The sequence below is a fragment of the Rhodococcus sp. 06-1460-1B genome, from assembly GCF_002258475.1.
GTDB lineage: Bacteria > Actinomycetota > Actinomycetes > Mycobacteriales > Mycobacteriaceae > Rhodococcoides > Rhodococcoides fascians.
This window is the reverse complement of sequence record NZ_NOYS01000022.1, coordinates 1-26486: the sequence shown is the minus strand read 5'-3', so window position 1 is coordinate 26486 and position 26486 is coordinate 1. Positions and strand designations below refer to the sequence as shown.

The 26486-nt window shown below is 66.2% G+C and carries 34 protein-coding genes; 20 read left to right on the top strand and 14 right to left on the bottom strand.

Annotated features, from left to right (window positions below):
• The first annotated feature begins 13 nt into the window (after positions 1-13).
• From CH268_RS11560 to CH268_RS11545, 4 genes are all read left to right on the top strand, one after another.
• Complete coding sequence (locus tag CH268_RS11560) at positions 14-757, top strand: CPBP family intramembrane glutamic endopeptidase (protein ID WP_032385351.1); 744 nt, start codon at positions 14-16, stop codon at positions 755-757.
• A 5-nt stretch (positions 758-762) separates the two neighbouring features.
• Entirely contained in the window at positions 763-1356 is a 594-nt protein-coding gene (locus CH268_RS11555) for a DinB family protein (RefSeq protein WP_094664345.1), read from the top strand.
• Between the two features lie 391 nt (positions 1357-1747).
• A complete protein-coding gene (locus tag CH268_RS11550) occupies positions 1748-2206 on the top strand; it encodes a nitroreductase family deazaflavin-dependent oxidoreductase (RefSeq protein WP_048319308.1) in 459 nt (152 codons plus the stop codon).
• 61 nt (positions 2207-2267) lie between these two features.
• Positions 2268-3101, top strand: a complete 834-nt coding sequence (locus tag CH268_RS11545) for an LLM class F420-dependent oxidoreductase (RefSeq protein WP_094664148.1) — start codon at positions 2268-2270, stop codon at positions 3099-3101.
• Between the two features lie 79 nt (positions 3102-3180).
• Here the strand turns inward: CH268_RS11545 and CH268_RS11540 are convergent, their stop codons facing one another.
• Positions 3181-3795 (bottom strand): hypothetical protein, encoded by a 615-nt coding sequence (locus CH268_RS11540; protein ID WP_141215134.1) that lies wholly within the window; start codon positions 3793-3795, stop codon positions 3181-3183.
• Positions 3796-3922: 127 nt separating this feature from the next.
• Between CH268_RS11540 and CH268_RS11535 the strand changes: the two genes are divergently transcribed.
• On the top strand, positions 3923-4606 hold the full coding sequence (locus CH268_RS11535) for a response regulator transcription factor (protein ID WP_072691980.1): 684 nt from the start codon (positions 3923-3925) through the stop codon (positions 4604-4606).
• On the top strand, positions 4603-6018 hold the full coding sequence (locus tag CH268_RS11530) for a sensor histidine kinase (RefSeq protein ID WP_255182364.1): 1416 nt from the start codon (positions 4603-4605) through the stop codon (positions 6016-6018). The genes CH268_RS11535 and CH268_RS11530 overlap by 4 nt, the downstream gene beginning before the upstream one ends.
• A 25-nt stretch (positions 6019-6043) precedes the next feature.
• On the opposite strand, the gene CH268_RS11525 is transcribed toward CH268_RS11530, so the two are convergent.
• Both CH268_RS11525 and CH268_RS11520 read right to left on the bottom strand, forming a co-directional pair.
• Positions 6044-6529 carry a GNAT family N-acetyltransferase gene (locus CH268_RS11525; RefSeq protein ID WP_032391171.1) on the bottom strand — a complete coding sequence of 162 codons (486 nt, stop codon included), beginning with the start codon at positions 6527-6529 and terminating at the stop codon, positions 6044-6046.
• 9 nt (positions 6530-6538) lie between these two features.
• Positions 6539-7279 carry a lysophospholipid acyltransferase family protein gene (locus CH268_RS11520; RefSeq protein WP_032371702.1) on the bottom strand — a complete coding sequence of 247 codons (741 nt, stop codon included), beginning with the start codon at positions 7277-7279 and terminating at the stop codon, positions 6539-6541.
• A 100-nt stretch (positions 7280-7379) separates the two neighbouring features.
• Between CH268_RS11520 and CH268_RS11515 the strand changes: the two genes are divergently transcribed.
• Complete coding sequence (locus CH268_RS11515) at positions 7380-8267, top strand: hypothetical protein (protein ID WP_141215133.1); 888 nt, start codon at positions 7380-7382, stop codon at positions 8265-8267.
• Between the two features lie 7 nt (positions 8268-8274).
• Here the strand turns inward: CH268_RS11515 and serS are convergent, their stop codons facing one another.
• A complete protein-coding gene (serS, locus tag CH268_RS11510) occupies positions 8275-9528 on the bottom strand; it encodes a serine--tRNA ligase (RefSeq protein WP_032371704.1) in 1254 nt (417 codons plus the stop codon).
• 11 nt (positions 9529-9539) lie between these two features.
• Positions 9540-9932, bottom strand: a complete 393-nt coding sequence (locus CH268_RS11505) for an ankyrin repeat domain-containing protein (protein WP_094664140.1) — start codon at positions 9930-9932, stop codon at positions 9540-9542.
• A gap of 34 nt (positions 9933-9966) precedes the next feature.
• Here CH268_RS11505 and CH268_RS11500 point away from each other — a divergent pair, with 34 nt between their 5' ends.
• Positions 9967-11049, top strand: a complete 1083-nt coding sequence (locus CH268_RS11500) for a septum formation family protein (protein ID WP_094664138.1) — start codon at positions 9967-9969, stop codon at positions 11047-11049.
• 13 nt (positions 11050-11062) lie between these two features.
• Positions 11063-11395, top strand: a complete 333-nt coding sequence (locus CH268_RS11495; RefSeq protein ID WP_027494838.1) for a metallopeptidase family protein — start codon at positions 11063-11065, stop codon at positions 11393-11395.
• Positions 11396-11525: 130 nt separating this feature from the next.
• Here CH268_RS11495 and CH268_RS11490 read toward each other — a convergent pair whose 3' ends face one another.
• Both CH268_RS11490 and CH268_RS11485 read right to left on the bottom strand, forming a co-directional pair.
• Complete coding sequence (locus tag CH268_RS11490) at positions 11526-12296, bottom strand: CbtA family protein (protein WP_094664136.1); 771 nt, start codon at positions 12294-12296, stop codon at positions 11526-11528.
• On the bottom strand, positions 12287-12481 hold the full coding sequence (locus tag CH268_RS11485) for a CbtB domain-containing protein (RefSeq protein WP_027494840.1): 195 nt from the start codon (positions 12479-12481) through the stop codon (positions 12287-12289). The genes CH268_RS11490 and CH268_RS11485 overlap by 10 nt, the downstream gene beginning before the upstream one ends.
• A gap of 248 nt (positions 12482-12729) precedes the next feature.
• On the opposite strand from CH268_RS11485, the gene CH268_RS11480 reads away from it, so the two are divergent.
• From CH268_RS11480 to CH268_RS11465, 4 genes are all read left to right on the top strand, one after another.
• The gene (locus tag CH268_RS11480) at positions 12730-13296 is read left to right on the top strand and encodes a histidine phosphatase family protein (protein ID WP_255182363.1); all 567 of its coding nucleotides are present in this window, start codon (positions 12730-12732) and stop codon (positions 13294-13296) included.
• An 88-nt stretch (positions 13297-13384) separates the two neighbouring features.
• Positions 13385-13696, top strand: coding sequence for a PE family protein (locus tag CH268_RS11475; RefSeq protein WP_027494842.1), 312 nt, complete (start codon positions 13385-13387; stop codon positions 13694-13696).
• Positions 13697-13762: 66 nt separating this feature from the next.
• Complete coding sequence (locus CH268_RS11470; RefSeq protein WP_094664134.1) at positions 13763-14968, top strand: PPE domain-containing protein; 1206 nt, start codon at positions 13763-13765, stop codon at positions 14966-14968.
• Positions 14965-15828, top strand: a complete 864-nt coding sequence (locus tag CH268_RS11465; protein ID WP_094664132.1) for an ESX secretion-associated protein EspG — start codon at positions 14965-14967, stop codon at positions 15826-15828. Before CH268_RS11470 ends, CH268_RS11465 begins: the two co-directional genes overlap by 4 nt.
• On the opposite strand, the gene CH268_RS11460 is transcribed toward CH268_RS11465, so the two are convergent.
• Genes CH268_RS11460 through CH268_RS28210 form a run of 3 tightly spaced genes read right to left on the bottom strand, consistent with a single transcriptional unit; the run spans position 15821 to position 17658 of the window.
• A complete protein-coding gene (locus CH268_RS11460) occupies positions 15821-16486 on the bottom strand; it encodes a histidine phosphatase family protein (protein WP_094664130.1) in 666 nt (221 codons plus the stop codon). The two genes, CH268_RS11465 and CH268_RS11460, sit on opposite strands and share 8 nt — an antisense overlap.
• Positions 16483-17415 carry a prephenate dehydratase gene (gene pheA, locus CH268_RS11455; protein ID WP_032385342.1) on the bottom strand — a complete coding sequence of 311 codons (933 nt, stop codon included), beginning with the start codon at positions 17413-17415 and terminating at the stop codon, positions 16483-16485. The genes CH268_RS11460 and pheA overlap by 4 nt, the downstream gene beginning before the upstream one ends.
• 9 nt (positions 17416-17424) lie before the next feature.
• The gene (locus tag CH268_RS28210) at positions 17425-17658 is read right to left on the bottom strand and encodes a hypothetical protein (RefSeq protein ID WP_255182362.1); all 234 of its coding nucleotides are present in this window, start codon (positions 17656-17658) and stop codon (positions 17425-17427) included.
• Between CH268_RS28210 and CH268_RS28205 the strand changes: the two genes are divergently transcribed.
• From CH268_RS28205 to CH268_RS11425, 6 genes are all read left to right on the top strand, one after another.
• Positions 17648-18097 carry a hypothetical protein gene (locus CH268_RS28205; RefSeq protein WP_255182361.1) on the top strand — a complete coding sequence of 150 codons (450 nt, stop codon included), beginning with the start codon at positions 17648-17650 and terminating at the stop codon, positions 18095-18097. The two genes, CH268_RS28210 and CH268_RS28205, sit on opposite strands and share 11 nt — an antisense overlap.
• Positions 18098-18164: 67 nt before the next feature.
• Entirely contained in the window at positions 18165-18935 is a 771-nt protein-coding gene (locus CH268_RS11445) for a DUF2470 domain-containing protein (RefSeq protein ID WP_032383014.1), read from the top strand.
• A 35-nt stretch (positions 18936-18970) separates the two neighbouring features.
• Positions 18971-19780: a CPBP family intramembrane glutamic endopeptidase gene (locus CH268_RS11440; protein ID WP_063216283.1), complete on the top strand. Its 810-nt coding sequence runs from the start codon at positions 18971-18973 to the stop codon at positions 19778-19780.
• 289 nt (positions 19781-20069) lie between these two features.
• Positions 20070-21320 carry an LCP family protein gene (locus tag CH268_RS11435; protein ID WP_255182371.1) on the top strand — a complete coding sequence of 417 codons (1251 nt, stop codon included), beginning with the start codon at positions 20070-20072 and terminating at the stop codon, positions 21318-21320.
• Positions 21321-21350: 30 nt separating this feature from the next.
• On the top strand, positions 21351-21896 hold the full coding sequence (locus tag CH268_RS11430) for a ferritin (RefSeq protein ID WP_032371710.1): 546 nt from the start codon (positions 21351-21353) through the stop codon (positions 21894-21896).
• A 112-nt stretch (positions 21897-22008) separates the two neighbouring features.
• Positions 22009-22563, top strand: coding sequence for a ferritin (locus tag CH268_RS11425; RefSeq protein ID WP_027494851.1), 555 nt, complete (start codon positions 22009-22011; stop codon positions 22561-22563).
• Positions 22564-22720: 157 nt separating this feature from the next.
• Here the strand turns inward: CH268_RS11425 and CH268_RS11420 are convergent, their stop codons facing one another.
• From CH268_RS11420 to CH268_RS11405, 4 genes are read right to left on the bottom strand one after another with little or no spacing between them, the layout of a single operon-like run.
• Entirely contained in the window at positions 22721-23632 is a 912-nt protein-coding gene (locus tag CH268_RS11420; RefSeq protein ID WP_176457920.1) for a DUF5926 family protein, read from the bottom strand.
• Between the two features lie 10 nt (positions 23633-23642).
• On the bottom strand, positions 23643-24416 hold the full coding sequence (locus CH268_RS11415; protein WP_094664128.1) for a glycerophosphodiester phosphodiesterase: 774 nt from the start codon (positions 24414-24416) through the stop codon (positions 23643-23645).
• Positions 24413-25561 carry a DUF4328 domain-containing protein gene (locus tag CH268_RS11410; RefSeq protein WP_094664126.1) on the bottom strand — a complete coding sequence of 383 codons (1149 nt, stop codon included), beginning with the start codon at positions 25559-25561 and terminating at the stop codon, positions 24413-24415. Before CH268_RS11410 ends, CH268_RS11415 begins: the two co-directional genes overlap by 4 nt.
• Positions 25562-25912, bottom strand: a complete 351-nt coding sequence (locus CH268_RS11405; protein WP_027494854.1) for a rhodanese-like domain-containing protein — start codon at positions 25910-25912, stop codon at positions 25562-25564.
• A 278-nt stretch (positions 25913-26190) separates the two neighbouring features.
• Between CH268_RS11405 and CH268_RS11400 the strand changes: the two genes are divergently transcribed.
• A partial coding sequence (locus tag CH268_RS11400; RefSeq protein WP_141215132.1) for an LLM class flavin-dependent oxidoreductase occupies positions 26191-26486 on the top strand: 296 nt, incomplete at its 3' end.

The following is a 26486-nucleotide window of genomic DNA, read 5'->3' as shown; positions in this document are numbered from 1 at the left end:
TACACTCGATCCAATGCTTGCTGTCAACCCAGCCGGGAGCGTCGCACCTCGACGGGCCGTCCGCGCTTACCTCGACGTCGCCATCGTCGTTCTCGTGCTCGTGGGCACCAACCTCATCGCGCACTTCACCACGGTGTGGGCGAGTATCGCGACGGTTCCGATCGCCGCCGTTCTCCTGGTGATCCTGTCGAACCGTCGCGGACTCGGATGGGCCGAGCTGGGACTGTCACCCAAGCAATGGAAGACGGGTTCGCTCTACGCACTCGGTGCCGTCGGCATCGTCCTGACCGTCATCGCCGTCGGTGCATTACTGCCGATGACGCGGCCCTTCTTCATGGCCGATCGCTATGCCACCATCTCCGCGGCGCTGGTCGCCTCGATGATCGTCATCCCACTGCAAACGGTCATCCCGGAAGAACTCGCGTTCCGTGGAGTGCTGCACGGCACGTTGGGCCGCATCTACGGCGCCCGCGGAGTCTTCGCGGCAGGGTCCCTGCTCTTCGGTCTGTGGCACATCGCGTCCTCGCTCGGCCTGACCGCCGGGAACGTGGGACTCAGCGGATTTCTCGGCGGCGGGCTGTTCGGGCAAATCGTCGGGATCGCGCTCGCAGTCGTCGCGACCGCCGCAGCCGGGGTCGTCTTCACCTGGCTGCGCAGTCGAAGCGGAAGTCTCATCGCACCCATCGCCCTGCACTGGTCGTTGAACGGACTCGGCGCACTGGCCGCAGCCCTCGTGTGGCACGCATCGACGAGCTGAACGACATGAAGGACGAGCTGCACCAGTACCTTCGGATCGCTCGCCAGAACATGCTGTGGAAGCTCGACGGCCTCACCGAATACCAGAAGCGCCGACCGATGACGCCGACGGGAACCAACCTGTTGGGGTTGGTCAAACACCTCGCCATCGTCGAATACGGCTACTTCGGCCTCACGTTCGGTCGCGAATTTCCATCTCCTTTCGCGGAATTGGAAGCAGAGGGCATGGCCCGGCTGAATTCCGACATGTGGGCCACCGCCGAAGAATCGTCGGAATCCATTGTCGCCCTGTACCGCGAGGCGTGGACGTATGCCGACAAGACCATCGATTCACTCGACCTGGATGCAGCGGGACGCGTCCTGCACTGGCCTGCGGACAAACAAGAAGTGACGTTGCATCGCGTACTGGTGCATCTGTGCATCGAAACGAATCGACATGCCGGACACGCAGACATACTGCGCGAATTGATCGACAACTCCGTCGGACTGCGCCTCGGCAACGAGAACATGGCCGACGGCGACGCAGCCTGGTGGGATCAGTACCGATCCGAGCTGGAAACCGTTGCTCTAGAGGCTGATCAAGCCCGTCCCGCCGACTGAGCCTTTTTCGGCTCGACGGCTATTTTCGCGGTGTACCTGTCCAACCGCGATCGATGACCCGATTCAGCGCGACGACAGCCTGCGCGGAAATCCCGGGCAGTGATCACTGTCCGTCTACCGTTCTTTTTCTCGATTCTCACGGCCTTCCCGGAGCGCAGCTTCGATACCGGTGTCGCCCCTGCTATCGAAGCGAAGACCCCAGCCTGCCCGATCGCGCATCGGATGCACGTCCGACACGGATGTACCCCAAAATGTCTTCGGCAATAATCTGCGCCCGCGGCCACCACGCGTTGCCCACGCATCGATGCCACGATCCCCGGTGTGGAAGGGGTGGAATTACCAGGAGAGGGGCAAAGTTTCGTTGAGCGAGACGTATCGGGAATTTCCGGCCATGGCGATTGTTGGCGCCCACGTGCTTAATAACGAGACCGCCACCGAAACCGAGCTGAGCCCCAAGTCCTGGGTCCGCGAGCTGACCGAGCAGATTCTCGAGCAGGGCACCACCGAGGGGGCCGAGTATCAGGGTCTGCCTGTCGTGCTGTTCACGATCACCGGGGCGAAGTCCGGCAAGAAGCGGTACGTGCCCTTGATGCGCGTCGAAGCCGAGGGCAAGTACGCCATGGTCGGTTCGAACGGTGCCGGTGCCACGAACCCGTCGTGGTACTACAACATCAAGGCAAACCCCACCGTCACGGTGCAAGACGGGACGAAGGTTCTCACCCTCCAGGCCCGCGAGCTCGACGGGGCCGAGCGCGAGAAATGGTGGACGCTAGCCGTCGAGTCCTTCGCTCAGTACGCCGAATTCCAGTCCCAGACAGACCGGCAACTCCCCGTCTTCATCCTGGAGTGACCCCGGCTGTGATCCCACTTCACGCCCCGTGCACGGGCGACACCCGACGTTAGGAACAGCCTTGAAGATCGGAATCTCCACCTTTGTCACCGACGACGGGATCGACCCGGTGTCGCTGGCTCGCGCCATCGAGGAGCGTGGATTCGACTCGCTGGTTGTTGCCGAGCACACTCACATCCCAGCCAGTAGGGAGACGGCGTTTCCCACCGGCGAAGAGATGCCCGACTTCTACTATCGGACGCTCGACCCCTTCGTCACTCTGGCAGCGGCCGCAGCGGTGACATCGAAGATCGAGCTGGTCACCGGTATCACCTTGCTCATTCAGCGTGATCCCATCACCACTGCAAAAGAATCCGCCAGTATCGACCTGATCTCACGGGGCCGGTTCGTATTCGGCGTGGGAGCGGGTTGGATCCTCGAGGAGATCCGCAACCACGGCACCGACCCGAAGACACGGGGTGCACTGTTGGACGAGCAGATCGAAGCAATCAAAGCCCTGTGGACGAACGAGCCGGCCGAGTATCACGGCAAACACGTCGATATCGAACCCTCCTACCTCCGTCCCAAGCCGGTGCAGACACCGCACCCCCCGATATTCATCGGCGGCGCCTCCGATGCGACGGTGAAGCGCGTCATCCGGCACGACGCCGGGTGGATAGCCAACCCACAGCCCGTCGATGTCATGTCCGCGCGCATCGATGCGATGCGCGAAGGACTCGGGCACGACGTTCCGTTGCTACAGTTCGGCACCCCCGCGGATCCCGAGTACTGGCAAGCCTGCGAAGAGTTGGGATTCGGGCAGCTTGCGCTCATGCTGCCCACCGCGCCGCACGACGAATCGTTGAAAATCCTCGACGAGTGCGCCGCGCTGGCGTCCGCGTACCGCGGGAGATAAAACCCTCCGTTCGGAAGTCGCGCCTCCACCCGCACCGGTCCCCGCACCGATCCGGTGCGGGGACCGACCGAGCTTGCGTTCAGGAACCGGACGGCGCTGCCGGCGGTGCGGGAGGCGTCGCACCGTCAGCGGGTGCCGGCAGCGCGGGCGGAGTTGTGCCATCGGCCGGTGCCGGCGGCGCGGGCGGCGTCGCTCCGTCTTCTGGTGCGCACACCGCTCCCGGGCCACCTGCGCCCGGCCCACCCTTACCCGGACCACCATCGGCCGGTCCGCCCTTGCCCGGACCACCCGCGGGCGGGGCAGGCGGCGTTGCGCCGTTATCCGGCACGGCCGGAGTTGTTCCGTCCGCGGGTCCCGGTGGCGTCGGAACCGCGGGGACCGTAGATCCGTCGCCGGAATCCGTCGCCTCGGGGCTTGCCGGTACAGCAGGCACGTCCGACCCGCCGCCGCCATCGGTTCGCTGTCCGAGGGCAGACGACGACGCCACGGTCGACACGCCAGGCGAGGCGTCGGGTCCGGTGGCTGCGAACACAGCCGCGGTCACCAGGGCTCCGATGGCAAGTCCCGCTGCTGCGGTCGCGGCCAGCGGTACCCGTCCCGTCCACCGCTTGGGCTTGCTCTCCCGAGTTGCCTGGGCGCTCGGGGTGGGCTCGGGGTTCGATGCGGCGGGAATCGGTTGGGTCTGATCGTTCACGTTCACTCCTTGTTCGGACTGCGTCGTTCGTTTCGGTCTGTCACCGACACTGCCGCCGCTAGCTGAAGTCACCCTGAAGCCGAGCGGATCTTCAGGATCACTTCAGCTGGTGGGTGACAATCGAGGCATGACATACAGTTCCGCTCCCCGGGTGATGGTGGTGGAGGATTCGCTACCCATCAGGGAAGCGCTCGTAGCGGCGTTCGAGGACGCGGGTTTCACCGCCGTGTCCCTACCCGACGGCGACGACTTCGAGACCACGATGGCAGGCTTCCGTCCCGATGTCGTGATCCTCGACGTCATGCTGCCCGGTGCACGGGACGGGTTCGATCTCATCGACGTCGTCCGGCAGAGCAGCGACGCAGGCATCATCATGGTCACCGCGAAAGATCAGCTGGCCGACCGGTTGCGGGGCCTGGGCGACGGCGCTGACGACTACGTGGTCAAGCCCTTCCAACTCGACGAGGTGGTCGCCCGCGCAAAATCCGTGCTGCGGCGTCGCGGTCGTTCGTCCGACGCGGTCCAGGTCGGTGATCTACTGGTCGACGAGCCCGCCGGAGTGGTCACTCGGGCAGGTCAGGTTCTCGATCTGACGGCGACGGAGCTCCGCTTGGCCACGTTCCTCGTCGCACAACGCGGACGTACCGTCTCCAAAACCTCTATCCTGGAATCGGTCTGGGGCTACGGCGCGTACGACGGTAACCTGGTGGAAGTTCACATCAGTGCGTTGCGTCGCAAGATGGAAGCGCATGGGCCGCGGTTGATCCATACCGTCCGCGGCTTGGGTTATGCATTGCGGGCTCCGCAGTGAAGCGGACGCCGACCCCGTCGCTTCGGATGCGGGTGGTCGCCACCGTCGTCGTGTTGTTCGCGGCACTGCTGGTGATTGTCGGATCGTCGGTGGATGTCGTTCTGGGTCAACAGCTTCGGCGTGATCTGGAGGCGCGGTTGTCGGACCGGGCCACTCGGGCTGTCGAGCTCGTGGAGAGCGGCGTCGGGCCCGGGGATCTGGTGCAGGCCCTGCAGGGCGACGCCATCCGAGTTCGGGTCACGGCTGCGGACGGCACGGTGTACGGCGCTCCCGGCAACGGACCGCCTGGCCCGGACATCCGGCCTGCCACCCCGGCTCCGCCTGCGGGCCAGTCGCGAACTCCCAGTCTCCCTGGTCCGCCCGATCCTCCTGCGCCCCGGTCCGATTCGTTCGAGATCACCGAACCGTTGCCCGACGGTTCGACGCTGTCTCTCCTCGGCGATACCACCACCATCGCCGACGTTCGGCGACAACTGCGCATCCTCATGCTGGGAGCGGGTGCTGTGACGCTGCTACTGGCCGCCGCTGCGCTGACCTTTGCCGTGCGGCGAGCACTGTCCCCGCTGGACTCGATGACATCGGTCGCGCGCCGAATCACCAATGGCGACAGGGGTAGACGTCTGCTTCCCACCAAACCGAACACCGACCTCGGCCGTACTGCCTCGGCCGTGGACGAGATGCTCGACGCCCTCGAGGACGCCGAGCGCCGCGAGGCAGCAGCGGCGCGCACAGCCCGCCTCGCCGAGGAGGACATGCGGCGCTTTCTGGCCGACGCCGCACACGAGCTGCGCACTCCCGTCGCCGGGATCTCGGCGTTGGCGCAGTCGCTGCAGCGCGATGCCGAACATCGCCCCGATCGAGTCGCGCGCTGGAGCGAGCTGCTGGTCGGGGAATCGAGCAGGGCGTCACGCTTGGTGGGCGACATGCTCGATTCCGTCCGTGCGGAGAACACGTCGGATCTCGACGCCACCGATACCGACCTCGCCGACATCACCCGCCGCACAGTGGAGCGAGCAGCTCTACTCATGCCGAATATTCGGTTCGATGTCGATGCCGCGCAACCGATTCCGGTTCACATCGACGTCGGACGCATCGAACAGATCCTGTCGAACGTGCTCGACAATGCCGGTCGTTTCACCCCGTCCGGCGGCACGATTCGGGTAGCCGTCGGCAGGGACACCCACGCATTCATCACCGTGGACGACGAAGGACCGGGTGTCGCGGAGGCAGACCGTGAGCGCATCTTCGAACGGCTCGTCAGGCTGAACTCCGCCCGTGACCGAGCGTCCGGCGGCGTCGGGCTGGGGCTGTCGATCGCTCGAACACTGGCACGCGCCCACGGCGGCGAACTCGTCTGCCTCGCAGGGCCTTCGGGCGCGCGATTCCGGCTGACTCTCCCCCTGAACGCGTGAACACCTGAAATCCCGAACATGTCAGCTACTCGACAATAAAGTCCATCAGCAGACTGTCGTGCCAGCCGTCCGGTCCCTTCTCGTACTTGCGCATGATCCCGACCGGCTCGAAACCGACTGCGCTGTAACAGGCTATCGCTACTGCGTTGTCGGCGGCGGGATCGATCACCAGGCGGTGATGACCGAGATCGACTGTCAGGTAACGCACCAGTGTGCCTACCGCGTCCTTTCCGATACCGCGACCGTGCACCGCCGGATCGAGAAAGATATCAATCGACGCATGCCGATACATCGGGTCGGTCTCTTCACCGTACTGGATCAAACCTACTGTAGCGGACCCCAATTCGACAACGAGGCGGTTCTCTTCAGGGTTGTCGAACGGCCAGTTCTCGTCGGCGTCCTCGTCACCCCACCGCGCATGCACCTCGGGGGTGTGCAGTATTCGGCGTAGCTCCGGCAGGTCCTCAGCGGTGATCGGCCGCAACACGACCCGTTCACCGCGGAGGTTCATGCCCGCCGACTACTCGACGCGCTTGGCCGCGCGTGCCGCCAGATCCTGGGCGTCGAGCTTGTCGGCTTCCTCCAGGGTGGGGGCACTGCCACCGAGTCGGGCCGGAACCCAGTACGCGCCGGGCTCGTGGTGGTAGCCCTCCTGAAGCTCGAGCAGCATCTTCTGCATGACCGACCGCAGCTTGTCGGTCAGTTCGTTCGGCGGCCCGACCGGCGCAATCGGTTCACCGACGGCAATGGAGATCGGAGTGTTGGTGCGGCCCAGTCGCTTCGGGTAGCCCTTGGTCCACACTCGCTGCGCACCCCAGATGACCGTCGGGATGATGGGGACGCCGGCCTCGATGGCCATCCGCGCTGCACCGGACTTGAATTCCTTGATCTCGAAGCTCCGGCTGATGGTGGCTTCGGGATACACGCCGACGAGTTCGCCCTTACGCAGACTGTCGACGGCCGCCTTGTACGACTGCGCACCGGCACCGCGGTCGACGGGGATGTGCTTGAGTGCGCGCATGATGGGGCCGGAGATCTTGTTGTCGAAGACTTCCTTCTTGGCCATGAACCGGATGTAGCGCTTCACTCGCCGCGGCGGCAACCCGGCGTAGGTGAAATCCATGTATCCGGTGTGGTTGACGGCGATGACCGCTCCACCGGTAGCAGGGATGTGGTCCTCGCCCTCGACCTCGAACTTCAGGCCCTCGAACGCGAACACTGTGCGAGCGATGCCGATGACTGATCGGTAGACGGGTTCCACAGTCGGTTAGCGTAGTCGGTGGACGGGGTCGGAGAAAGGTCCGGCCAGGAGCGCGGTCGGGTCGTGCGCAGTTCGAGAAGCTACGGGGGAGAGAATTCACGTGAAGAACAGAGCGGCTTCACCGCGGCGCAGCCGAGTCTGCCGAACCGCGCTGCCGCTGATAGCGATGATTGCGCTGGTCGGTGCCTGCGATTCCGCGGTCGGGATCCCATCCGATCAGGACGCAGCCCCGTCCAGCAGCAGTGCCGAGTCCACCGCCGAGTCCGCGAATGCCGCCGAGCCGAGCACCCCAGAGCCCTCGGCCACCACCCCGGCACCGCCGCCCATCCCACCGGGTCCGCCCGTCGGCGAAGCCCCCGGAAATCCTGCGGCCGCCGCGGCGCTACGGCCGTTCGTCAACGATCTCACCGGCGGCGGAATAGGTGTCGTCACCGCGAGGTGCTGGACTGTGCCGCCGACCGACATTCCGACGATGTACTTCGACACCGGCGCCATCCTCGCAGCGGTGGCGGCTCCCGCGGTCGACGGTCAGTACGCGGTGACGTGGACCGGACCCGCGGCAACGGTCGCCATCAAGCGCAGCGAGATCGCGTCGGGCTACGCCTGCCCTACCGTCTATCCCGCCGGCACGACGCCGGTGTTCGACGCGACGGACGCGGTCTACACCGTCGATCGCTATCTGGGACGCATCGCCGGTATCCCCGTCAATCGGGGCGACGTCGAAGAGAGCTACCCGCTGGTGTGCGACAGCCGCGGCACGTGGGATCCGAACGGCACCGGGTCTCCTACTTCCCCACCTCTGGCCGAGAACCCGGCAATTCTGCCGAGCATCACCTCGTTCGATCCCGACAGTGTGTTCGTGACGGCTCAGAACGGCGTCTACACGCAGGTCAATGCGGACATCATCGACGCCTCGGGGGTGTACCAGAATCGCACGTTCCTGCTGGCGATCGGCGGCGAGGGCTACTGCATCGGCGACATCGCCTGATCCTGAATTACTTCAGGACATCGGTCCCGACGAAAGGCACGAGGGCCTCGGGAACTCGGACGGTGCCGTCGGCCTGCTGGTGGTTTTCGAGGATCGCCACGATCCACCGCGTGGTGGCGAGGGTGCCGTTCAGGGTGGCGGCGGTCTGAGGCTTGCCGTTCTCGTCGCGGTATCGCACGCCGAGGCGTCGGGCCTGGAAGGTCGTGCAGTTCGAGGTCGAGGTGAGCTCGCGGTATGCCTTCTGCGTGGGGACCCAAGCTTCGCAGTCGAACTTGCGAGCGGCCGAGGACCCGAGGTCTCCGCCTGCGGTGTCGATGACGCGGTAGGGCAATTCGACTGCGGCGAGCATTTCCTTCTCGTACTGCAGCAGCTTCCGATGCTCGGCCGCCGCGTCCTCGGGCTTGATGTACGAGAACATCTCGATCTTGTCGAACTGATGGACGCGGATGATGCCGCGGGTGTCCTTGCCGTAGCTGCCCGCTTCACGACGGAAGCACGACGACCAACCGGCGTAGCGCTTGGGGCCGTCGGCCAGGTCGATGATCTCGCCCGAGTGGTAGCCCGCGAGAGCAACTTCGGAGGTTCCGACGAGGTAGAGGTCGTCGGCTTCGAGGCGGTAGATCTCGTCTGCGTGTGCGCCGAGGAAGCCGGTTCCCGACATGATCTCCGGCCGCACGAGAACCGGCGGGATCATCATGGTGAACCCGTTCTTGACGGCCTTCTGCGCGGCGAGCTGAAGCAGCCCCTGCTGCAGCAACGCGCCGTAGCCGGTCATGAAGTAGAAGCGTGAGCCCGACACCTTGGCTCCGCGTTCCATGTCGATCAGGTTCAGCGACTCGCCGAGTTCCAGGTGATCCTTGGGCTCGAAGTCGAACTCAGGGACGTCGCCGACGGTCTCGAGCAGCACGAAGTCGTCCTCGCCGCCCGCGGGCGTTCCCTCCTCGACGATGTTGGAGATCGCCCGGTGAGCAGTGTCGAGAGCTGCGTCGGCCTCGGCCTCGGCTGCCTGGGCCGCCTTGACCTTCGCGGCCAGTTCCGATGCCCCGGCCAGCAGCGCGGGACGGTCCTCGGCCGAAGCCTTGCCGACCTTCTTGCCCAGCGCCTTCTGCTCGGCGCGCAGCTGATCCCCGGCCAACACAGCGGCGCGGCGGGAGGCGTCGGCGTCCAGAAGAGCGTCGACGAGAGCGGGGTCCTCGCCTCGGGTGCGCTGCGAGGCGCGCACTGCGTCGGGGTTCTCGCGAAGCAATTTCAGGTCGATCACGAGAGCAAACCTTACTTGCCGAGCAAGCCCAGGTAGTCCTCGCGTCCGAACATCGTGGCTGCGTCGATCGCCGACGGGTGGCCGCCGTGTGGGTCGGCTCCGCCGTCGACGAGCAGCCGCACCACGTCGTCCTCGCCTTTGAACACAGCGCCCGCGAGTGGGCTCTGGCCCTTGTCGTTGGCCTTGTTCACATCGGCACCGCGTTCGACCAGCACCCGTACCGCATCGGCGTGGCCGTGATACGCGGCCAACATCAGCAGGGTGTCCCCCGACTCGTTGTGTAGATTCACCGGAACTCCGGCGTCGACGTAACTCGCCAGACCGACGGCGTCACCGGTACGTGCCATTGCGAACAGTCGACCGGCCAGCTCACTGAGGTCGTCGTCACCCGTTGGGTCGCTCATGTCGACCGAACATACTCGGGCATGATGGAGGGCGATGTCCGCTACAGAACCAGACCCCACGACGAGCGAGAGTCGGAGAACTCTCTCGGCCACCACTGCTCGACGCGGCCTCGCCATGGTGGCCGTCGGTGCAGTCCTGGCTGCGGGGGCAACGGTGTTCCTGTCCGGCGGATTCTCGACTCCCGAGAAGATCACCACGCATTCGACGGCCAGTGGCCCCGCCACCGCAGGCCCGGTGTCCGCGAAGTCCTTCGGTGCCGCCGACCCGGGCGTGTGCCTGCAGTGGACGCCCACCGACGATCCCGAGACCGATCGTCAGGACCTCACCGAAGTGCCGTGTGCCGACGCCCACCGCTTCGAGGTGGCCCGCGACATCGACATGAGTGTCTACCCCGGCATGGAATTCGGCCCCGGCGCGCCGTATCCGGGAGCAATTCGTTTCGGTGAACTGCGCGACGAGCACTGCAACGCCGCCGTCGACGGCTACGTCGGTGCCAAGTTCGACCCGAACGGCCGCTACGGCGTCGGCCTGATGTTCCCCAGCCAGGCCGGATGGGCCAAGGGCGAGCGCACGCTGCGGTGCGGTGTGCAGATGCCGTCGAACACCGGTGCGCTGCTCGAGATGACCGGCTCGATCCTCGACCAGGACCAGTCCAAGGTGTGGCCGACGGGCACGTGCATCGGAATCAACCAGAACGTGCCTGCCGACCCGGTGGACTGCTCGACTCCCCACGCGTTCGAGGTGGCCTCGGTGATCAACCTCACGCAGCAATTCCCCGGCGGCCATCCGTCGGAAGGCGACCAGGACGCATATCTGGAGAAGACCTGCACCGACGCCGTCAACGGATACCTCGGCTCGGAGAACGCGCTGCGGGACAAAACTCTGACGTTGTTCTGGGACACCATCGACGTCTCGAGCTGGCTCGCCGGCAGCCGTCAGGTGACCTGCTCGGTGGGCAAGGAACTCGACTCCGGCGGATTCGCGACCATCGTCGGCAGCGCGAAGGGCGACATCCTCATCAACGGTGCCGCGCCCGTGCCGCCGCCCGCAGCCCCCGACGGCCGCGCCCTCCCGACCCCACTGCCCGGTGCCGCTCCGATCACCACCGGAGGCTGACATCCCCACGCACATGACCCGCGTCGATTTCGAAGAAGCGGTGTCCGACGCTCTCGACACACTGCCGCGAGAACTCACCGACTTCATGAACAACGTGGTCGTCCTCGTCGAGGAGGAGCACCCCACCGAGGACATCCTCGGGTTGTACGAGGGAATCGCGTTGACCGAACGCTACGAATACAGCGGCCACTTGCCCGACGTCATCACGATCTACCGCAAACCGATCCTCGACATGGTCGACGACGAACACGAGGCCCGACGCGAAATCGCCATCACCGTCGCGCACGAAATCGGCCATCACTTCGGCATCGACGACGAACGCCTGCATCAACTGGGATTCGGCTGATCGCGCTCGCCCCCGATCGCCACCCCCACCCCCGTAATGCCACCCCCGGTTGGGATCAATGTGGGTTTCAGTCGGTCAGACTGCAACAAAGGCGCATTGATCCCAACCTGGGGGGGCGGGCAAAACAGGGTTAAGCCGCAACTGCCTCTCGGCGAACAGGTCGCACCGCGCGGTCGGTGAGGAACGCGAATCCCAGTCCCAGGGCCAGCCACAGGGTTGCCTGCGTGGCCAGTGACGAGAGTCGGAATTCCCACAGCAGGGTCGCCGGGAAGTCCGAACCCACTTCGTTCACACCCGGTAGAAGTGCGTAGGCCACACCGACGGTCACGAGGAACGCCACCGTCGGAGCACCGACGCGAACCGCCACCGACGACTGCGACGCCACCGCCTTCGCCACGTAGATCGCGACTCCCACGGCCAGCAGACCGAGAATTACCGACGCCAACCACAGCCAGGTGCGCTGGGTGATCGTCTCCGGGTCCCCGACGGCCGGTGGGTTGGCCGGATACTTGAAGAACGGCACAGCTTCGATTGCCAGCCATCCGACCCCGGCTCCGAGGAGCGCGAGGATCGAGCCCGGGAGCGAGCTGAACCGTCGGGCATAGTGCAGTACCGACGCGAAGATCGCGCCGAGTGCGAGTCCGGCGAGTCCAGTGGCGAGGAAGAGTCCGACGCGTTGCCCGTCGCGACTGACGAGGGCGTCCTCGTCGCCGTGCGAGTGCGCAGCAGTCGCATCGGAGTCGGCGTGGTGTGCCTCGCCTGCTGCTTCTTCGATGGAGATGGCCGAATCGACGTGCGGCTCACCGATGACGAAGGCAACTCCGCCGGCGAGCAGTCCCGCGACGAGACCGGCGAGCAGACCTCGCACCAGCAACTGAACGAATGTCCCGGTCAGTGGCATGGCAGGCCCAGCAGGTGGCGGCCGTCGTGCATGAGTTCGTGCATGTACATGCCACTGCGCGAGATCGCGCCCTGGTCGAATCCGACGAGGTAGAGCACAACGAATGCAAGCAGTATCGTCGCGGCGACGATGACGGCGAGGGCCGCCGATTCCGTCGTGTTGCTGGGTGCATGAAGTATTGCCATGGGGGTGTCCTCCTGGGATTGTGCGTCCCGTAGTCCCTTCGGAGATGAAGGGACGGCCATGCGATGTACGAGTTTTCTGGCTCTCGAATTCGGACATCTGCCCGACGTCGATCACAGTGGCGCAACCGTTCCGGATTTTCACCGGATTACCTGCGTACATCGCGTCTTACCTGCGCACTGTGGCACCGCGTTCGACTCTGTGTCAATCACTGTCCTCGAAGAACACCGTCCGATGCCACAATGACGCGGTGACTGCGCCTGCGACCCGCCTGACGTTGGTGAGCCACGCCAGGACCGATGCGATGCGCTCGGGCCGCTTTCCTGCCGACGAGCCACTCGACGAGGCCGGTGTGCGCGCACTGGCCGAGGTGACCGACTTTCCGCGTGCGGACCGAGTGGTGTCCGGCCCGGAGCTGCGGTCCCGATCCACTGCCGACATCTTCGGCAGCGACGTCGCCGTCGAACCCGCGTTGGCCGACGTCGCGTACGGCGGGTGGTCCGGTCTCGAGATGACCGATCTGCCCGACGCCGACGCGATGGCCTGGCTCGGCGACCCGGCATTCACACCGCCGGGCGGTGAATCTCTGGAGGCGTTGTTCGCTCGCGTCCGGACGTGGCTCGACGAGGTCGGTTCGACGCCGGGCCGCACGCTGGCCGTGACCGCACCCGCGGTGATCAGGGCCGCGGTCGTGCTGGTGCTGGCAGCACCGGTCAGCTCGTTCTGGCGGGTCGACGTCGCACCGTTGACGCGCACCTCGATCCATCGCCGAGGCTCGCTGTGGACGATGGATTCGGTGGCACAGAAGTCTCTCTGAATTCTTTCCGGCATCGATGGAACCGATCCGGGCACGGCGGCGTCCTACCTACCGACAGCCCAGTTCGTCGATCGCAGGGAGCGTGCTCATGACCGTCATCAAAGTCGATCCGGTGGCTCTGCAGCTCGCTGCCTCGGAACTCGATGCGGTCGCTGCCCGATTGCAGGCCGCCGTCACTGCCACGGCTCTTCCTGTTCGGCCGTTACCGCCGGGCACCGACGAGGTGTCGCTCTTGACCGATCGCTTCTTCGCCACCGCGGCCGATACCTTCGGACCGGCCGCAGCACAGGGTATTTCGGAGCTACACCGGGCCGCCGAGGAACTCCGCAAGCAGGCCGCGGACTACCTGGCGACCGACGACGACACCGCCGGGGGCCTGCCGGGGCTCGCCGGCATCTGACGCACTCATCGACCGGCAGCGGTTTCGAAAACGACACGGGGGCTCGAACATCATGGGGGCTGGACAATGACGCTCGGTGTGACAGGTGTGGTGTGGCTACCACGAACTGCGACAGGAAATTCGACGCGACTGTTGGGGCCCGGACCGGTGCCTCTACATGTTGCAGGCGGGGCCTGGGGTTCGGTGGCCGCGGCCTTCACCGAGGCCTCGGTGAGCATCGCCGCGATCACGACAGCCCTGACCGCGGGCTGGGAGGGTGAGTCGGCCCTCCTCGCGCAGGCCGCCCTCGCCCGGTTCACCACGTGGACCGGAGCCACCGCACTGAAGGCGGCGGCACTGTCGATCGAAGCCCCCGCCGCGGGAACCTCGTACGGCGTCGCACTGGCCACCATGCCGTCGCTCGTCGAGATCGGTGCCGTGCAAGCTGCCAAGGTGACGGCTGCGTCGACCGGCGGTGCACTGAACGGAAGTTACGAGGCAGCCGAGGTCGCAGATCGATTGCTCGACATCCGCGCAGCCATGGTCATGGAGGGATTCGAGCTGGTCTCCTCGCACCTGATCGCGAAGACGACGTTCGATCATGCGCCCGCCATCGTGTCCGAGTCCGGCAGTGGTCTCGGCAAATTCGCCAACGGTGCGCTGATGACGTCCCCCGTTCAGGCTGCGGTCGGCGGTCTGATGGCCGCGACGCAGAACCCAGGCGTCGCAGCCGCAGCCGGGCAGCTCGGCAGTGCCGCCACCTCGATCGCCGGAACAGGCGTGTCCACGGTGGCCACCGCGGCATCGAACCTGGTCTCGACGCCGCCGCCGAGTGGACCCGGATCCGGCATCGGCCACTCCTTCGCACCCGGTGGTTCGGGACCTCACGCCGTCGGGCCGGCATCCACCCGTCCGGTGGCATACGGCGGACTGGGCGGAAGCATCGGCAGCATCGGCGGCGGACCGGGAATGCCCGCTTCGGCGTCGAGTCCCCTCGGCGGTGGATCGGCACTCACGGGTGCAGTACAGAGCAGTCCTGCCGCCACGGTCGGCGCGCCGACCGCAGCCGAGGGTGGCCTCGCTCAGCGCGGAACCAGTGCCGGTGCTGCGCCCGCATCGGGCACACGGGCGCAGGACGACGACGAACACGACACCCCGGAATACCTGAAACAGTTCGAGCACTTCGCCGACGGCCGCACGGTGGCACCGTCGGTCATCGGAGCAGACCCAGCCTTGCCCGACCCAGCCCTCGACAACCCAGCCCTCGACAACACCAGTGAGAACGGCCGGTGATCGACTTGGGAACCGTGCCGGTGGGCCACACACTGCCGAGTGCCGCACTCGGTGTCGACGAGATGGATTTCCTGGTCGACGAGCTGTCGATTGCCGAACTACCCGTTGTGCTCGACGTCTTCCCGCGCTTCGACGACGCGAAAGCCCGCGACCGTGCTGTCGACCGCGGCCGTCAGGCCCTCGCGGCGGCAGGACTGTGGGATGGCACCGCGGTCCACGAGGACGTTCGCCAGTGGATGCGGGTCCTGGAACAACCCCGCTGGTACGTCTCGGCGCGACAGTTCGAGGGCGACACCGTTCCCGTGACTCGGATCTGCATCGCATCCGACGACACCATCGCGGTGTCGGCAATACGGCGAGAGAACATCGTCACCCTGCGCGTCATCGCCGGGGATCCGGCTCGCGATCTCGTCTCGTCGCTGGGATCGGCACCGCCGTTCGATCCCGGCAGCATCAACGCGCCCACCGACCTGCTGGCCGAGGCACTGGACGCGGCACCGTCCGACGTGGGCGGCACCGCTTCCCGTCTGCGCAGCATCGGAATCGCCGACGACCGGGCCCTCACTCTGGCCGCGGCGATGGCCACGTGCGCGGGCAGGACCGAGATCACGGCCGTGACCCGCAGGCACGGGACTCGACGCGGGGCCGGGCGTCCGGTGGCCCTGTTCGACACCCGCGTCGGACGGATCGTCGCCACCTCCACTGTCGCCGCGGACGGTCGTTCGTGGAGCTCGTTGACCGGCGCGTCGGATCACCGGGTGACCGCGGCTCTGACAGAGCTGATCTCGTCGGCCAAGGACCCAGCGACCACCAACCCAGCGACCACGAACCCAGCGATCGGCAATCCAGCGATCAGCTGATCGGGTTGTCTGCCTTGTCGCTGCCCTTGCCCTCGAACGGCGGCAGGAATGTGCCCCACTTGGCGCATGCCCAGCCACCGTCGGGTAGCGGCAACAGCTCGATTGTCTGGGTGTTGTCGAGATGGTTGTCGGCGGCGAAGGTGCCGTCGACACCGGTGAGGGCCGCCGCGACCAGTCGAATTGCGGCTCCGTGGCTCACGACGACGACGTCTCCGGCGGTGTCGTCACCCAGGTACTGTCCACGCAGTCCGTCGAGCACCGGGACGTAGCGCGCCAACACTGCGCGCCCGCTCTCGCCCCCCGGCGCGGCCGCATCCAGATCTCCGGTATGCCACCGGTAGAAGATTTCGGTGAACAGTCGGTGCGCCTCGGGATCGTCTCGATCTTCCAGCTCTCCGGCGAACGTCTCCTGGATACCGTCGGTCACGACGAGGGGCACTCCGGTGCCGCGCTCGACGTAGCCCGCAGTCTGCTTGGCGCGCAACGCAATCGACGAGACCAACACGGCGGGGGGATTACCCAGCCGCGTCTGCGCGTACGCCTCGGCTTGTCGGTGCCCGAGCTCGGTGAGTTCGGCTCCCGGCGGTGCTGTGTCCAGCTTCTTCGCGACGTTGGAGACGGTCTGCCCGTGCCGAACGAGAATGAGCTTGCCCATCACAGATCACCCCGACCGGAACGAATTTCGGACAACCACTGCACGTGCTCGTCGATCGGTTGCGGCACCGAACCTCCCGATGTCGTTGCTGTGGGCCATGATCCGAGGAAACGTAGCGGCATCTTCCGATGGAACGCGGTCAGCGCCTCGGCGACGAGGGGATCGTCCACATGCCCGGCGCAATCGACGAAGAACATGTAGGTGCCCAATTGCGAACGGGTAGGGCGTGATTCGATGAACGTCAGATCGATGTTGCGAATTCCGAACTCCGCCAACGCTGCCGGCAGCGTACCCGGGTCGTTCGGCGGCTTCAGCACCACCGAGGTGCGGTCGGCACCGGTACGGGCGGGCACCGGCTGCGGCGGAGTCACCAGCACGAAGCGGGTGCGCGCACCCTCGACGTCGATGATGCCGTCGGCCAGCGTCGGCAGAGACAATCGCTCCCCGGCCAACCGTGTCGAGACGGCGGCGTCGACCACGCCGGCGGCAACATCTTCTGCTGCACCGGCATTCGAGGTCGCAGACTGCACGACGGCGTCGGGCATCGTGGCCTGCAACCACTGCCGGACCTGGCTGAGGGCGATGGGGTACGCGCTGATCGTGCGGGCCGAGTCGAGCGTGACACCGGGCCCGCCGACGATGGTGAACGCGACCTCGATCTCGGTCTCGGCGACGATCTGCAATCGCCGTCCTTCGGACAATGCGTCGAGCGTCGGCGGCACGGCCCCCTCGATGGAACTTTCGATGGGAACCACTGCGGCGTCGGCGGCACCGGATCGAACGGCTTCGAGCGCCGCGGGCGGGCTAGCGGCCGACACCCTCTGGACGTCCCCGCTCAGGCCGACCCCGCCGAATGCGCCGAGCGTTTCGAACTGCGCCAGCGCCATCTCCGTGAACGTTCCCGATGGGCCGAAGTAAGCGATGCGAGGCACGTCTCGAGGTTACGTTGTCGACGTCCCCGAAGCGATCAAACCGACATCGACCAGCCGGGCGTGGGCGGCGACAGCGTCGGCGATCTCGACCCCCAGCAGTACCTCCCGCACGGCCTCGGCGGCCTCGGGTATGAGCTTGCGCAGAGCGTCGACATTCGGCGCGGCCAGAGCCGACGGCGAGCACGTCGGCGATACGCCTCGCCGTGTCGCCGACACCGATGCCGGGGGTCCGATGAGCGGCAACGATGGTCTCCGCGGTCTCGGCCACGTCGATCGCGTCGAACACCGGGAAGACGACGAGGGGCGAGGGCAGTCGCAACCCGAGCGCGTCGGCGAGATGCTCGGGGACCGCGTCGACCTCGAATCGAACGGCTTCGTAGTTGCCTGCGCTCGAGCCCCGGAGCTCGTCCGGGTCGATGTCGAGTCGCACGACGATGCGCCCGAGGTTCTCGGTGGGCGGCAGCGTCAGCAGGGTCGAGGCCAGCACGACGGGCGGGCCGTACTCGGCGGCGCGTGGAGCGGCCTGCACGGCCGGCGCATCGGCGCAGAACGGCTGCAGCAGTCCGCCGACGAGCGCGTTCGGATCTGGTCGGTGCGGCACACCGAGGGTCAACGGAATCGGCACGTCTTCACGGTAGTCCCAGCTTGCCCTTGCGATACCCGCCACATCCGGCTAACTTAGGGGCACATTACTTAGGTATGCCTCACCTACTGGCCATTCAACTGTACCGATCGCATCGGAGGAGCCCATGCTCGGCGCAACCACCACCACCGGACCGTCCACCGCCGAGCGCGTACGCAGCGCCTGCATGCGCGCCGAGGGCGCAGCTCTCGTGATCGACGGCAGCGACCCCGTCGTGACGTCCCTGCACCACCTGCGACCCAACGGCGAGATGATTCTGGCCGTCCCCACCGATTCCATCGACGACGCGATCAGGTGGCAGTCCTCCCGCGCCGGCGTTCCTGCCGTCGTCGAGCTCACCGATCACGCACCTCTCGCATTGCGCGAACCGGTGCGGTCACTGGTGTGGCTGCGCGGAGAATTGCGCCCGGTGCCGGAATCGCTGATGCGCCCGATGGCCGGCGCGGTGGCCGCCGAGCATCCCCACGCGGCACTGCTCGACGTCGGCCACACCACCTCCCTGGTGCGTCTGATCGTCGGCTCCGCGGTGGTGGCGGACAGCACCGGAGCCGAGCCGGTCGACGTCGACTCGCTGCTGGCAGCCGAACCCGATCCGTTCTGGGAGATGGAAACGAGCTGGCTCGAACACCTCGACTCCGATCATCCCGACCTCCTCGCGCAACTGTCCCGACGCCTCCCACCGTCGCTGCGGCAGGGACGCGTCCGTCCGCTGGGCATCGACCGCTACGGCATTCGTCTGCGTATCGAGGGCGAGTGCGGCGACAACGACGTCCGGTTGGGCTTCGCCGCGCCCGTCGACGACACGATCTCCCTGAGCCGGGCCCTCCGGGTTCTCGCCGGTTGCCCGTTCCTCAACGGTCTGCGCGCCCGGGGCTGACGCCGCCGCGAGGCACAACAGGGCACACTCGTGCCGTGATCGACTTCAGGAACTGGTTGACGCCACCGCCGCCGGAGAGCACCGCTCCACCGCCCGATGCGCGCGAACGCACGACCATCAAGGTCGAGATCGCGATCGTGCTGCTGGTGACGTTCGGCCTCAGTGGCATGAGCAGCATTCTCTCGCTGATCGAGGATGCCCTGCAGACCGCAGCGCTGTCCGATCAGACGGTCGCACTGAACTCCTCGCGATCGAGTTTCAGCGTCATCGACCTGCTGTTCCAGCTGCTGAGCATCCTGCGCCTGTGCGCATGGGGAGCATTGGGGCTGTACCTGCTGTGGCGAGCAGATCTGGCACCGCGTGCAATCGGACTTGCGAAACCGCGCCTGAAGATCGATCTCGGCCACGGCGTCGGGCTGGCGGCACTCATCGGGCTGCCGGGTCTCGCGCTCTACCTGGTCGGCAACGCCCTGGGATTCAATCTGAACGTCGTACCCAGCGCGCTCGACGACCACTGGTGGCGAGTGCCCGCCCTGATTCTGTATGCGCTGGCCAACTCCGGTGCCGAGGAGATCATCGTCGTCGCCTACCTGATCTCTCGACTGCGCCGACTCGGCTTGAGCGAGAACAAGTCCTTGCTGTGCTCCTCGCTGCTGCGCGGGAGCTACCACTTCTATCAGGGGGTGGGCGGCGGCGTCGGCAACTTCCTGATGGGCCTGGTGTTCGGCCGATACTGGCAGCGCACCGGGAGGCTGTGGCCACTGCTGATCGCGCACGCACTCATCGACATCGTCGCGTTCGTCGGTTACGCCCTGCTGCGCGAACACCTGGCGTGGTTGCCCTGATGGGTACAGTCGATTCGTGAACGACGACGATCGCTACGGACGGCACGGCGCGCCCAATCGGCGTACCCCGCCGCCGAGCCAGCCGCCGCCACCGCGTCGACCACCCGGCCAGCAGCCCCCTCCCCCGCCTCGGCGCGCCGGTGGGGCCCCTGGACAGCCACCGCCGCCACCACGTCAGTACCGACCCGGTCCGCCGCCGGTTCCGAACCCCCGTCGGTACAACCCGGAACCTCCCGCGGAGCGAGGGACCCCTCGCCGTCCGGGGCCTGCACCCGAGGGCACCGAATTCATCAGGCGCGACGGCCGCCCGGCCGCTCCCCGCCACGGTGCCCCTGTCCCACCGCAACAGGCGTGGTCGCAGGCACCCGAACCCGGCCCTACCGGTTCCGTTCCCCCGAACTCGACGCGCCAGTACTCCCGCGCTGCCGAGGACGAGGCCGGGCGCACTGGGTACGCACCGCGCCAACAGCCGGAACCGTACGTCGACGAGCGCAGGCAGCCACCGGCTTCTCCGCAGCGCGCCTTACGCCGACCGGAACCAGCTCGGCCACAACGTGATTCACGTCCCCCCAAGGTTGCGAAGCCGCGCAAGCGTCGGCGCTGGGGCCGTCGCTTCCTGATCGTCCTGCTCGTCCTCGTTCTGGGCATCGGCGGCATCGTCTACTACGTCGACAGTTCGCTCACGCGAGTCGACGCCCTGACCTCGTACCCCGGCAGGATCGGCGACACCCCGGGCACCAATTGGCTTCTCGTGGGATCGGATTCACGAGCCGGCCTGACGCCGGAGCAGGAAGCATCTCTCGCAACCGGCGGAGAAGTAGGCCCCAGCCGCACCGACACCATCATCATGATCCACATCCCCGAGGGTGGCGGGGCGACGACGATGGTCAGCCTGCCCCGCGATTCGTACGTGCCGATTCCCGGCAACGGCGAGGACAAGCTCAACGCGGCGTTCGCATTCGGCGGGCCGTCCCTTCTGGTGCAGACGGTCGAGGGTGCGACGGGAGTACACATCGATCACTACGCCGAGATCGGCTTCGGTGGTTTCGCCGGAATCGTCGACGCCGTCGGCGGAGTCAACGTGTGTGTGCAGAACGCGATCGACGATCCGTTGGCGGGCATCAACATTCCCGCGGGCTGTCAGGATCTCGACGGTTCCGAGGCACTCGGCTTCGTGCGATCCCGCGCGACCGCATTGGCCGACCTCGACCGGATGAACAACCAGCGGGCCTTCATGTCCGCTCTGCTCGACAAGGCAACCAGCGCTTCCACTTTCCTCAATCCTTTGAAACTGTGGCCGTTGGTGTCCGATACCGCGTCGTCGTTGAGTGTCGACGACGGCGACCACATCTGGAACCTGGCCGGGTTGGCCTGGGCAATGCGCGGTGGGCCGGTGACGACGACCGTGCCGGTCGGCGGCTTCCAGGACTCCGATGTCGGCAACGTCCTCGTGTGGGACGACACCAGGGCACCGGCATTCTTCGACGCCATCGCTCAGGATCGGGAAATTCCGGCAGATCTGCTGACCGGCGGCCCCTGACGGGGGCGTGCGGCCGGTACGTTGTGGATCATGACATTGCCGTCGCATGAGCCCACCACCTCGTTTCACGATTTACTGCGCGCCCAGGTTCGGTACGAGTTCACCGCCTCGCAGCAGTACGTCGCCATCGCGATCTGGTTCGACCGCAACGATCTTCCGCAGTTGGCGCACCGCTTCTACGCCCAGTCGGCCGAAGAGCGTCGGCACGCCATGATGATGATTCGGTTCCTCATCGACAACCGACTCGAGGTGGACGCGTCGGGCATCGACGACGTGGTGACCGCGTTCGATTCGGTCGCCGAACCGGTGGAGTTGGCGCTGGCGCAGGAGGTGGCGGTCACCGATCGGGTCACCGCGCTCGCACAGGCGGCCAGAGCCGAGGGCGATTACATCGGGGAGCAATTCATGCACTGGTTCCTCACCGAACAGGTCGAGGAAGTAGCCGCGATGCAGAGCCTCCTCAACATCGTGCGGCGAGCAGGTTCGGATCTGTTCGACATCGAGCAGTACGTGGCACGCGAGCTCGGCTCGGTGACCCGCGCCACCAATGCACCCAAAGAGGCCGGAAGCGCGTAACTAACGCCCTGCTCAGAGGGGACATTTAGGATTCACTGTATTAGGCTACGTTCGCCTCAATAAGGCTCGACTTGGATGACAATGCCCTCTGACCAGGCATATTGTCCTCACCATGAGCGCAGACATCAAAGAAACGAACCACACCAAGTTCCACGCACTTCTTCGCGACCAGATCCGCAACGAGTTCAACGCCTCGCAGCAATACATCGCCACCGCCGTCTACTTCGCGAATGTCGACCTGCCGCAGCTGGCCAAGCACTTCTACGCGCAGTCGGTCGAAGAGCGTAACCACGCGATGATGATCGTCCAGTACTTCCTCGATCGCGACATCACCGTCGAATTGACCGGTGTCGACGCGTCGAAGTCCGTGTTCACGGACCCGCGTGAGGCCATCGCCCTCGCACTGGCACAGGAAGAGACGGTCACCGAGCAGATCATCGCTCTGGCGAGCACCGCCCGCGAAGAGGGCGACTACCTCGGCGAGCAGTTCATGCAGTGGTTCCTCAAGGAGCAGGTCGAGGAAGTTGCCAGCATGAAGACTTTGCTCAACATCGCAGACCGCGCCGGCCACAACCTGTTCGACCTCGAGCAGTTCGTTGCCCGCGAGATGAACACCAGCGTCGTCGCCGATGCAGGCGCACCCACCGTTGCCGGCGGATCGCTGTAATTTCGCTTCACGCGACACGCATCGACGAGTAACGCGAGAGATCTCGCGCTCATATGGGTGGTCGTCGGACAAGCAGCCCCTTGTCCGACGGCCACCCGACGTGCGTTTCGGTGCACCAACTTTCGGGCCGCCGCACCTCTCGGTTGGGCTCGACTGCTCAGCGCAGGGTGACCTGACGGCCACGAAGGCCGTCGCGCGAACGCAGCTGCGCTCCCGTGAGTGGGGCGTCGACGGCAAGAGCCTCGTTCAGCTTCTCCCCGAATTCCTTTGTCGGAGCAGCCCATTCGGTGGGATGCATCTCCGGATCGAGATCGAACACCGGCACCAGCAACCCGTGCGTACGGAACGAGCCTGCATAACGCGAGCCCTCACCGAGATTCAGGTCTCCGGCAGCGTGCAACCGTGCGAGGGCGAGCATGACGTCGTCCTCGCTCTCCGGGCGAACCCACCGGATGTGCGCCTTGTCGCCGGCATCGACCCACCATGCTGCGACGACACCGTCGGCCTCGATCCGCGCCGAGGGCATGATCGCCTGATTCGCGCGCTCCACGGTTGCGGCCACATCGGCTGCGGGAGTGGCACTTTCCGGGATCCACCAATTGAAATCCTGATGCACGGTGATCTCGAGGAGTGCGGACGGGTCGAGGACATCGGTCAATGCGGGGGTGTTCTCGTCCACCTTCGAGGCTTCGAGCGACTCACCTGCGGGGGCGGCGGCGACCCAGCCGAACGCGCTACTGATATCTGCTGCAACGTCTTTCGACTGCGTCTGAACCTGCAGGCCGACGAATCCTTCTACAGTGCCCGCCTCTTCACGTACCAGAGCGGCGACGGCTCCCGGCAATACCGTTGCCAGAGTGACGGTGCGGCCGCCGGAGATGATCGGCGCGGTGGCGGTGGCCGACGGCACGAATTCGCGCAGCGCTACCAGGTCGCATTCTGCAGCCAGGCCCTCGAACGGCCGCGTCGTCCCCGACTCGAGGCTGGCGCGCTCGGCCTCACGCTGTGCGAGCTTGGCCGCCCGGTTGCTGTCCTGCTTCGGTCCGCTGTTTCTTTTGCTCTTACCCACGCCAGAAAACCTACACGTTCTTCGATTCCAGCCAGGCGCGCGTTCGTCCGGGATGGTTGGTCGCGATCCACCCGACACCGAGTTCGCGGCACAGGTCCACGTCCTCCTTCTCGTCGACCGTCCACACGTAACTGGCACGGCCCGACGCGGCTGCTCGATCGACGAGCGTCGGGTGCTCTCGCAACGCCCGGATCGACGGACCGACCGCGGTGGCACCGACGGTCGTCGCTGCTCCGCCGCCCAGATAGTGCGAGCTGTCGCCGAGGAGGACCGTCGGAAGCATCGGTGCCGAGCGGCGCACTCGCCACACGGCCGAGGGCGCGAAAGACATGATGACCGCCCGCGAATGATCCGCCGAGGCAGGCGCGCCGATGCCGTAGTGGTGCAGCTCGGCCAACACCGAGGCCTCGATCAGCGAGCCGTAGCGCACCGGATGCTTGGTTTCGATGAAGAGCTTGACCGGCTTGCTGGTCCAATCCAGAATCAGCGCGATCAGGTCGTGCAGCGTCAGAAGTTCGGCGGGTTCGTCAGCATCGCCGTAGTTCAACCGGGCGAGCTCGTCGAAGGTCATCTCGCTGACGATTCCGGTGCCGTTCGAGGTTCGGTCGACGCGGCGGTCGTGCACGCACACGATGCGGCCGTCCTTCGTGAGCCGGACATCGCATTCGACGCCGTCCGCTCCCTCCCGCAACGCGAGATCGTAGGCCGCGAGCGTGTGTTCCTTCTTCGCCGCAGATGCTCCTCGGTGCGCGACGACCAAAGGGCCGCGTCGGTCCGGGCTCACGAGACCGCCACCGCCCGGTCGTCCTTCTCGGCCCCGGAGTCCGCACGAGCTGCGTCGGCCGGCTCGGTCCCGGTCTGCTCGGTATCGGTCTCGTTCTGCTCGGTCTCGGCCTCGGCCTGCTTGGTCTCGGCCTCGGCCTGCTTGGTCTCGGACTGCGTGGCCTCGGACTGCGTGGTCTTTCGCTCGACGCTGGGTGCGATGACCCAGCGGGTGGGACGAGACAGCGCCGAACCGCGCAGGGTGCGGCCCTCGAGTCGGCGCATGACGGCCAGCGTCAGCACCGCGGAAACTGCGGCCACGAGCGCCACGACGGCGGCGAGCAGAACGCCGTCGGCGCGGGCTTGCAGTGTGTTGCGCAGACTCCACAGCACCTGCACGACGACCAGCGCGTTGCTCGTCGCCCAGACGGCCCACCAGATCCGGATCAAGGTGAGCTCGCGGTACACGTCGCCGTCGGATTCGGCTCGGAGGCGCACGATCTCCGTCAGGTACACCCCGGGCATGACGATCCGAACCAGAGGCAGCATCGAGAGCAGCAGCATCCATCGCACCGACCGCGGCTCGGTCGCACCGACCGATGCGTAGGCCAGCCGGCGTTGCCGAATCAGCCAGCAGGACGTCGTGATCAGCGCGAGCAGACCGACGATGAGCGCGCCGACCTGTGCGAAATAGACCAGCGCATCGGAAATTGCCAGCGTGATCGGCGACAGCAATCGGGTGCGGTTGTACAGCAGAATTCCGTAGCGAAACAACTCGGCGAACGCCGCCAGCCCGAGCAGCAGCGCCGTGATCCAGACGAACGTCTGCGCGTTGGCTGCGTACTGCTCGACGCGCCCGGCGGGCGTGTGTGCTGCGGGGTCGCGTGGGGTGTCGCGCAGCCCCCAGGTGGGCGTCGAGTCGTAACGCGGAGTGGGGGTCGGTGCCGCGGCCCGGGCGGGACCGACGGCCTTGTTCTTCGACGACGTAGGCCGCGCAATCCAACGAAAATTGCGGCGGCCCTGTGCCGGTGCCCGAGCGGACACCGGCGAGAGCAGCACGCCGTGGCAGCGGGGGCACCACGTTCCCGGCCGTGCGCCGACCGCCCAGCGAGTGCTGCAGCGGGCGCAGACCTGGAACGCCTGTGCGCGCCCCTGCGGTGCCGACATCTAGATGATTCTCGCTTCGTCCGAATCGTCGTCGCGCTGGATCGGCCTACCGGCGGCATGCCAGTCGAGCATCCCGCCCTCGACGTTGATGGCCTCGTAGCCCACGCGATTGAGGTATTCGACGACCCGAGCCGAGCGCCCGCCGGCTTTGCAGACGACGTAGATCTCGGACTGGTTGTCGATTTCGCCTGCTCTGGACGGAATGTCGCCCATCGGGATGTGCACGGCACCGGGTGCATGTCCGGCCTGCCACTCGTCGTCTTCTCGGACGTCGAGCAGCACTGCCGCTTCCGGGAACGGCACCGGAAGGCGGTCTACGGTGACGGCGGGCGACTGCTCGGGGTGAGACACCTCTCGATCTTGTCACGGGTGCGATCGCGACTGCCACTCGTGCCCGCCTGACGATGGACGGCCCCAGCTATGACCTACGTCACTTTGGCTCACAAAAGTTATCCACAATATCCACAGGTTGATGCACAGAATCGGGGCCCGTGCCGGTTTCTATCCACAGGTCACGGCCTCACAACTGAATGCCGGTGTATCGAGTACCAACGAAGGCTGTGGATCGATCGTGATTTGACACAGCAGTTGTCTGCGGTCGTTTATCCAAGCTGATTACCCTGGCAAACATGACTTCTCACTCCTCGGTCGAGCTACGCGTCTTCACCGAACCGCAACAGGGCGCCACCTACGACGACCTCCTCCGGGTCGCCACAGCCGCGGAGCAATTCGGCTACGGTGCCTTCTTCCGATCCGACCATTACCTCGCTATGAGCGGCGACGGGTTGCCCGGCCCCACCGACGCGTGGATCACCCTGGCCGGCCTGGCTCGTGAGACGTCGACCATCCGGCTCGGCACGCTCGTCACCTCCGCCACATTCCGCTACCCCGGCCCTCTCGCCATCAGCGTCGCGCAGGTCGACGC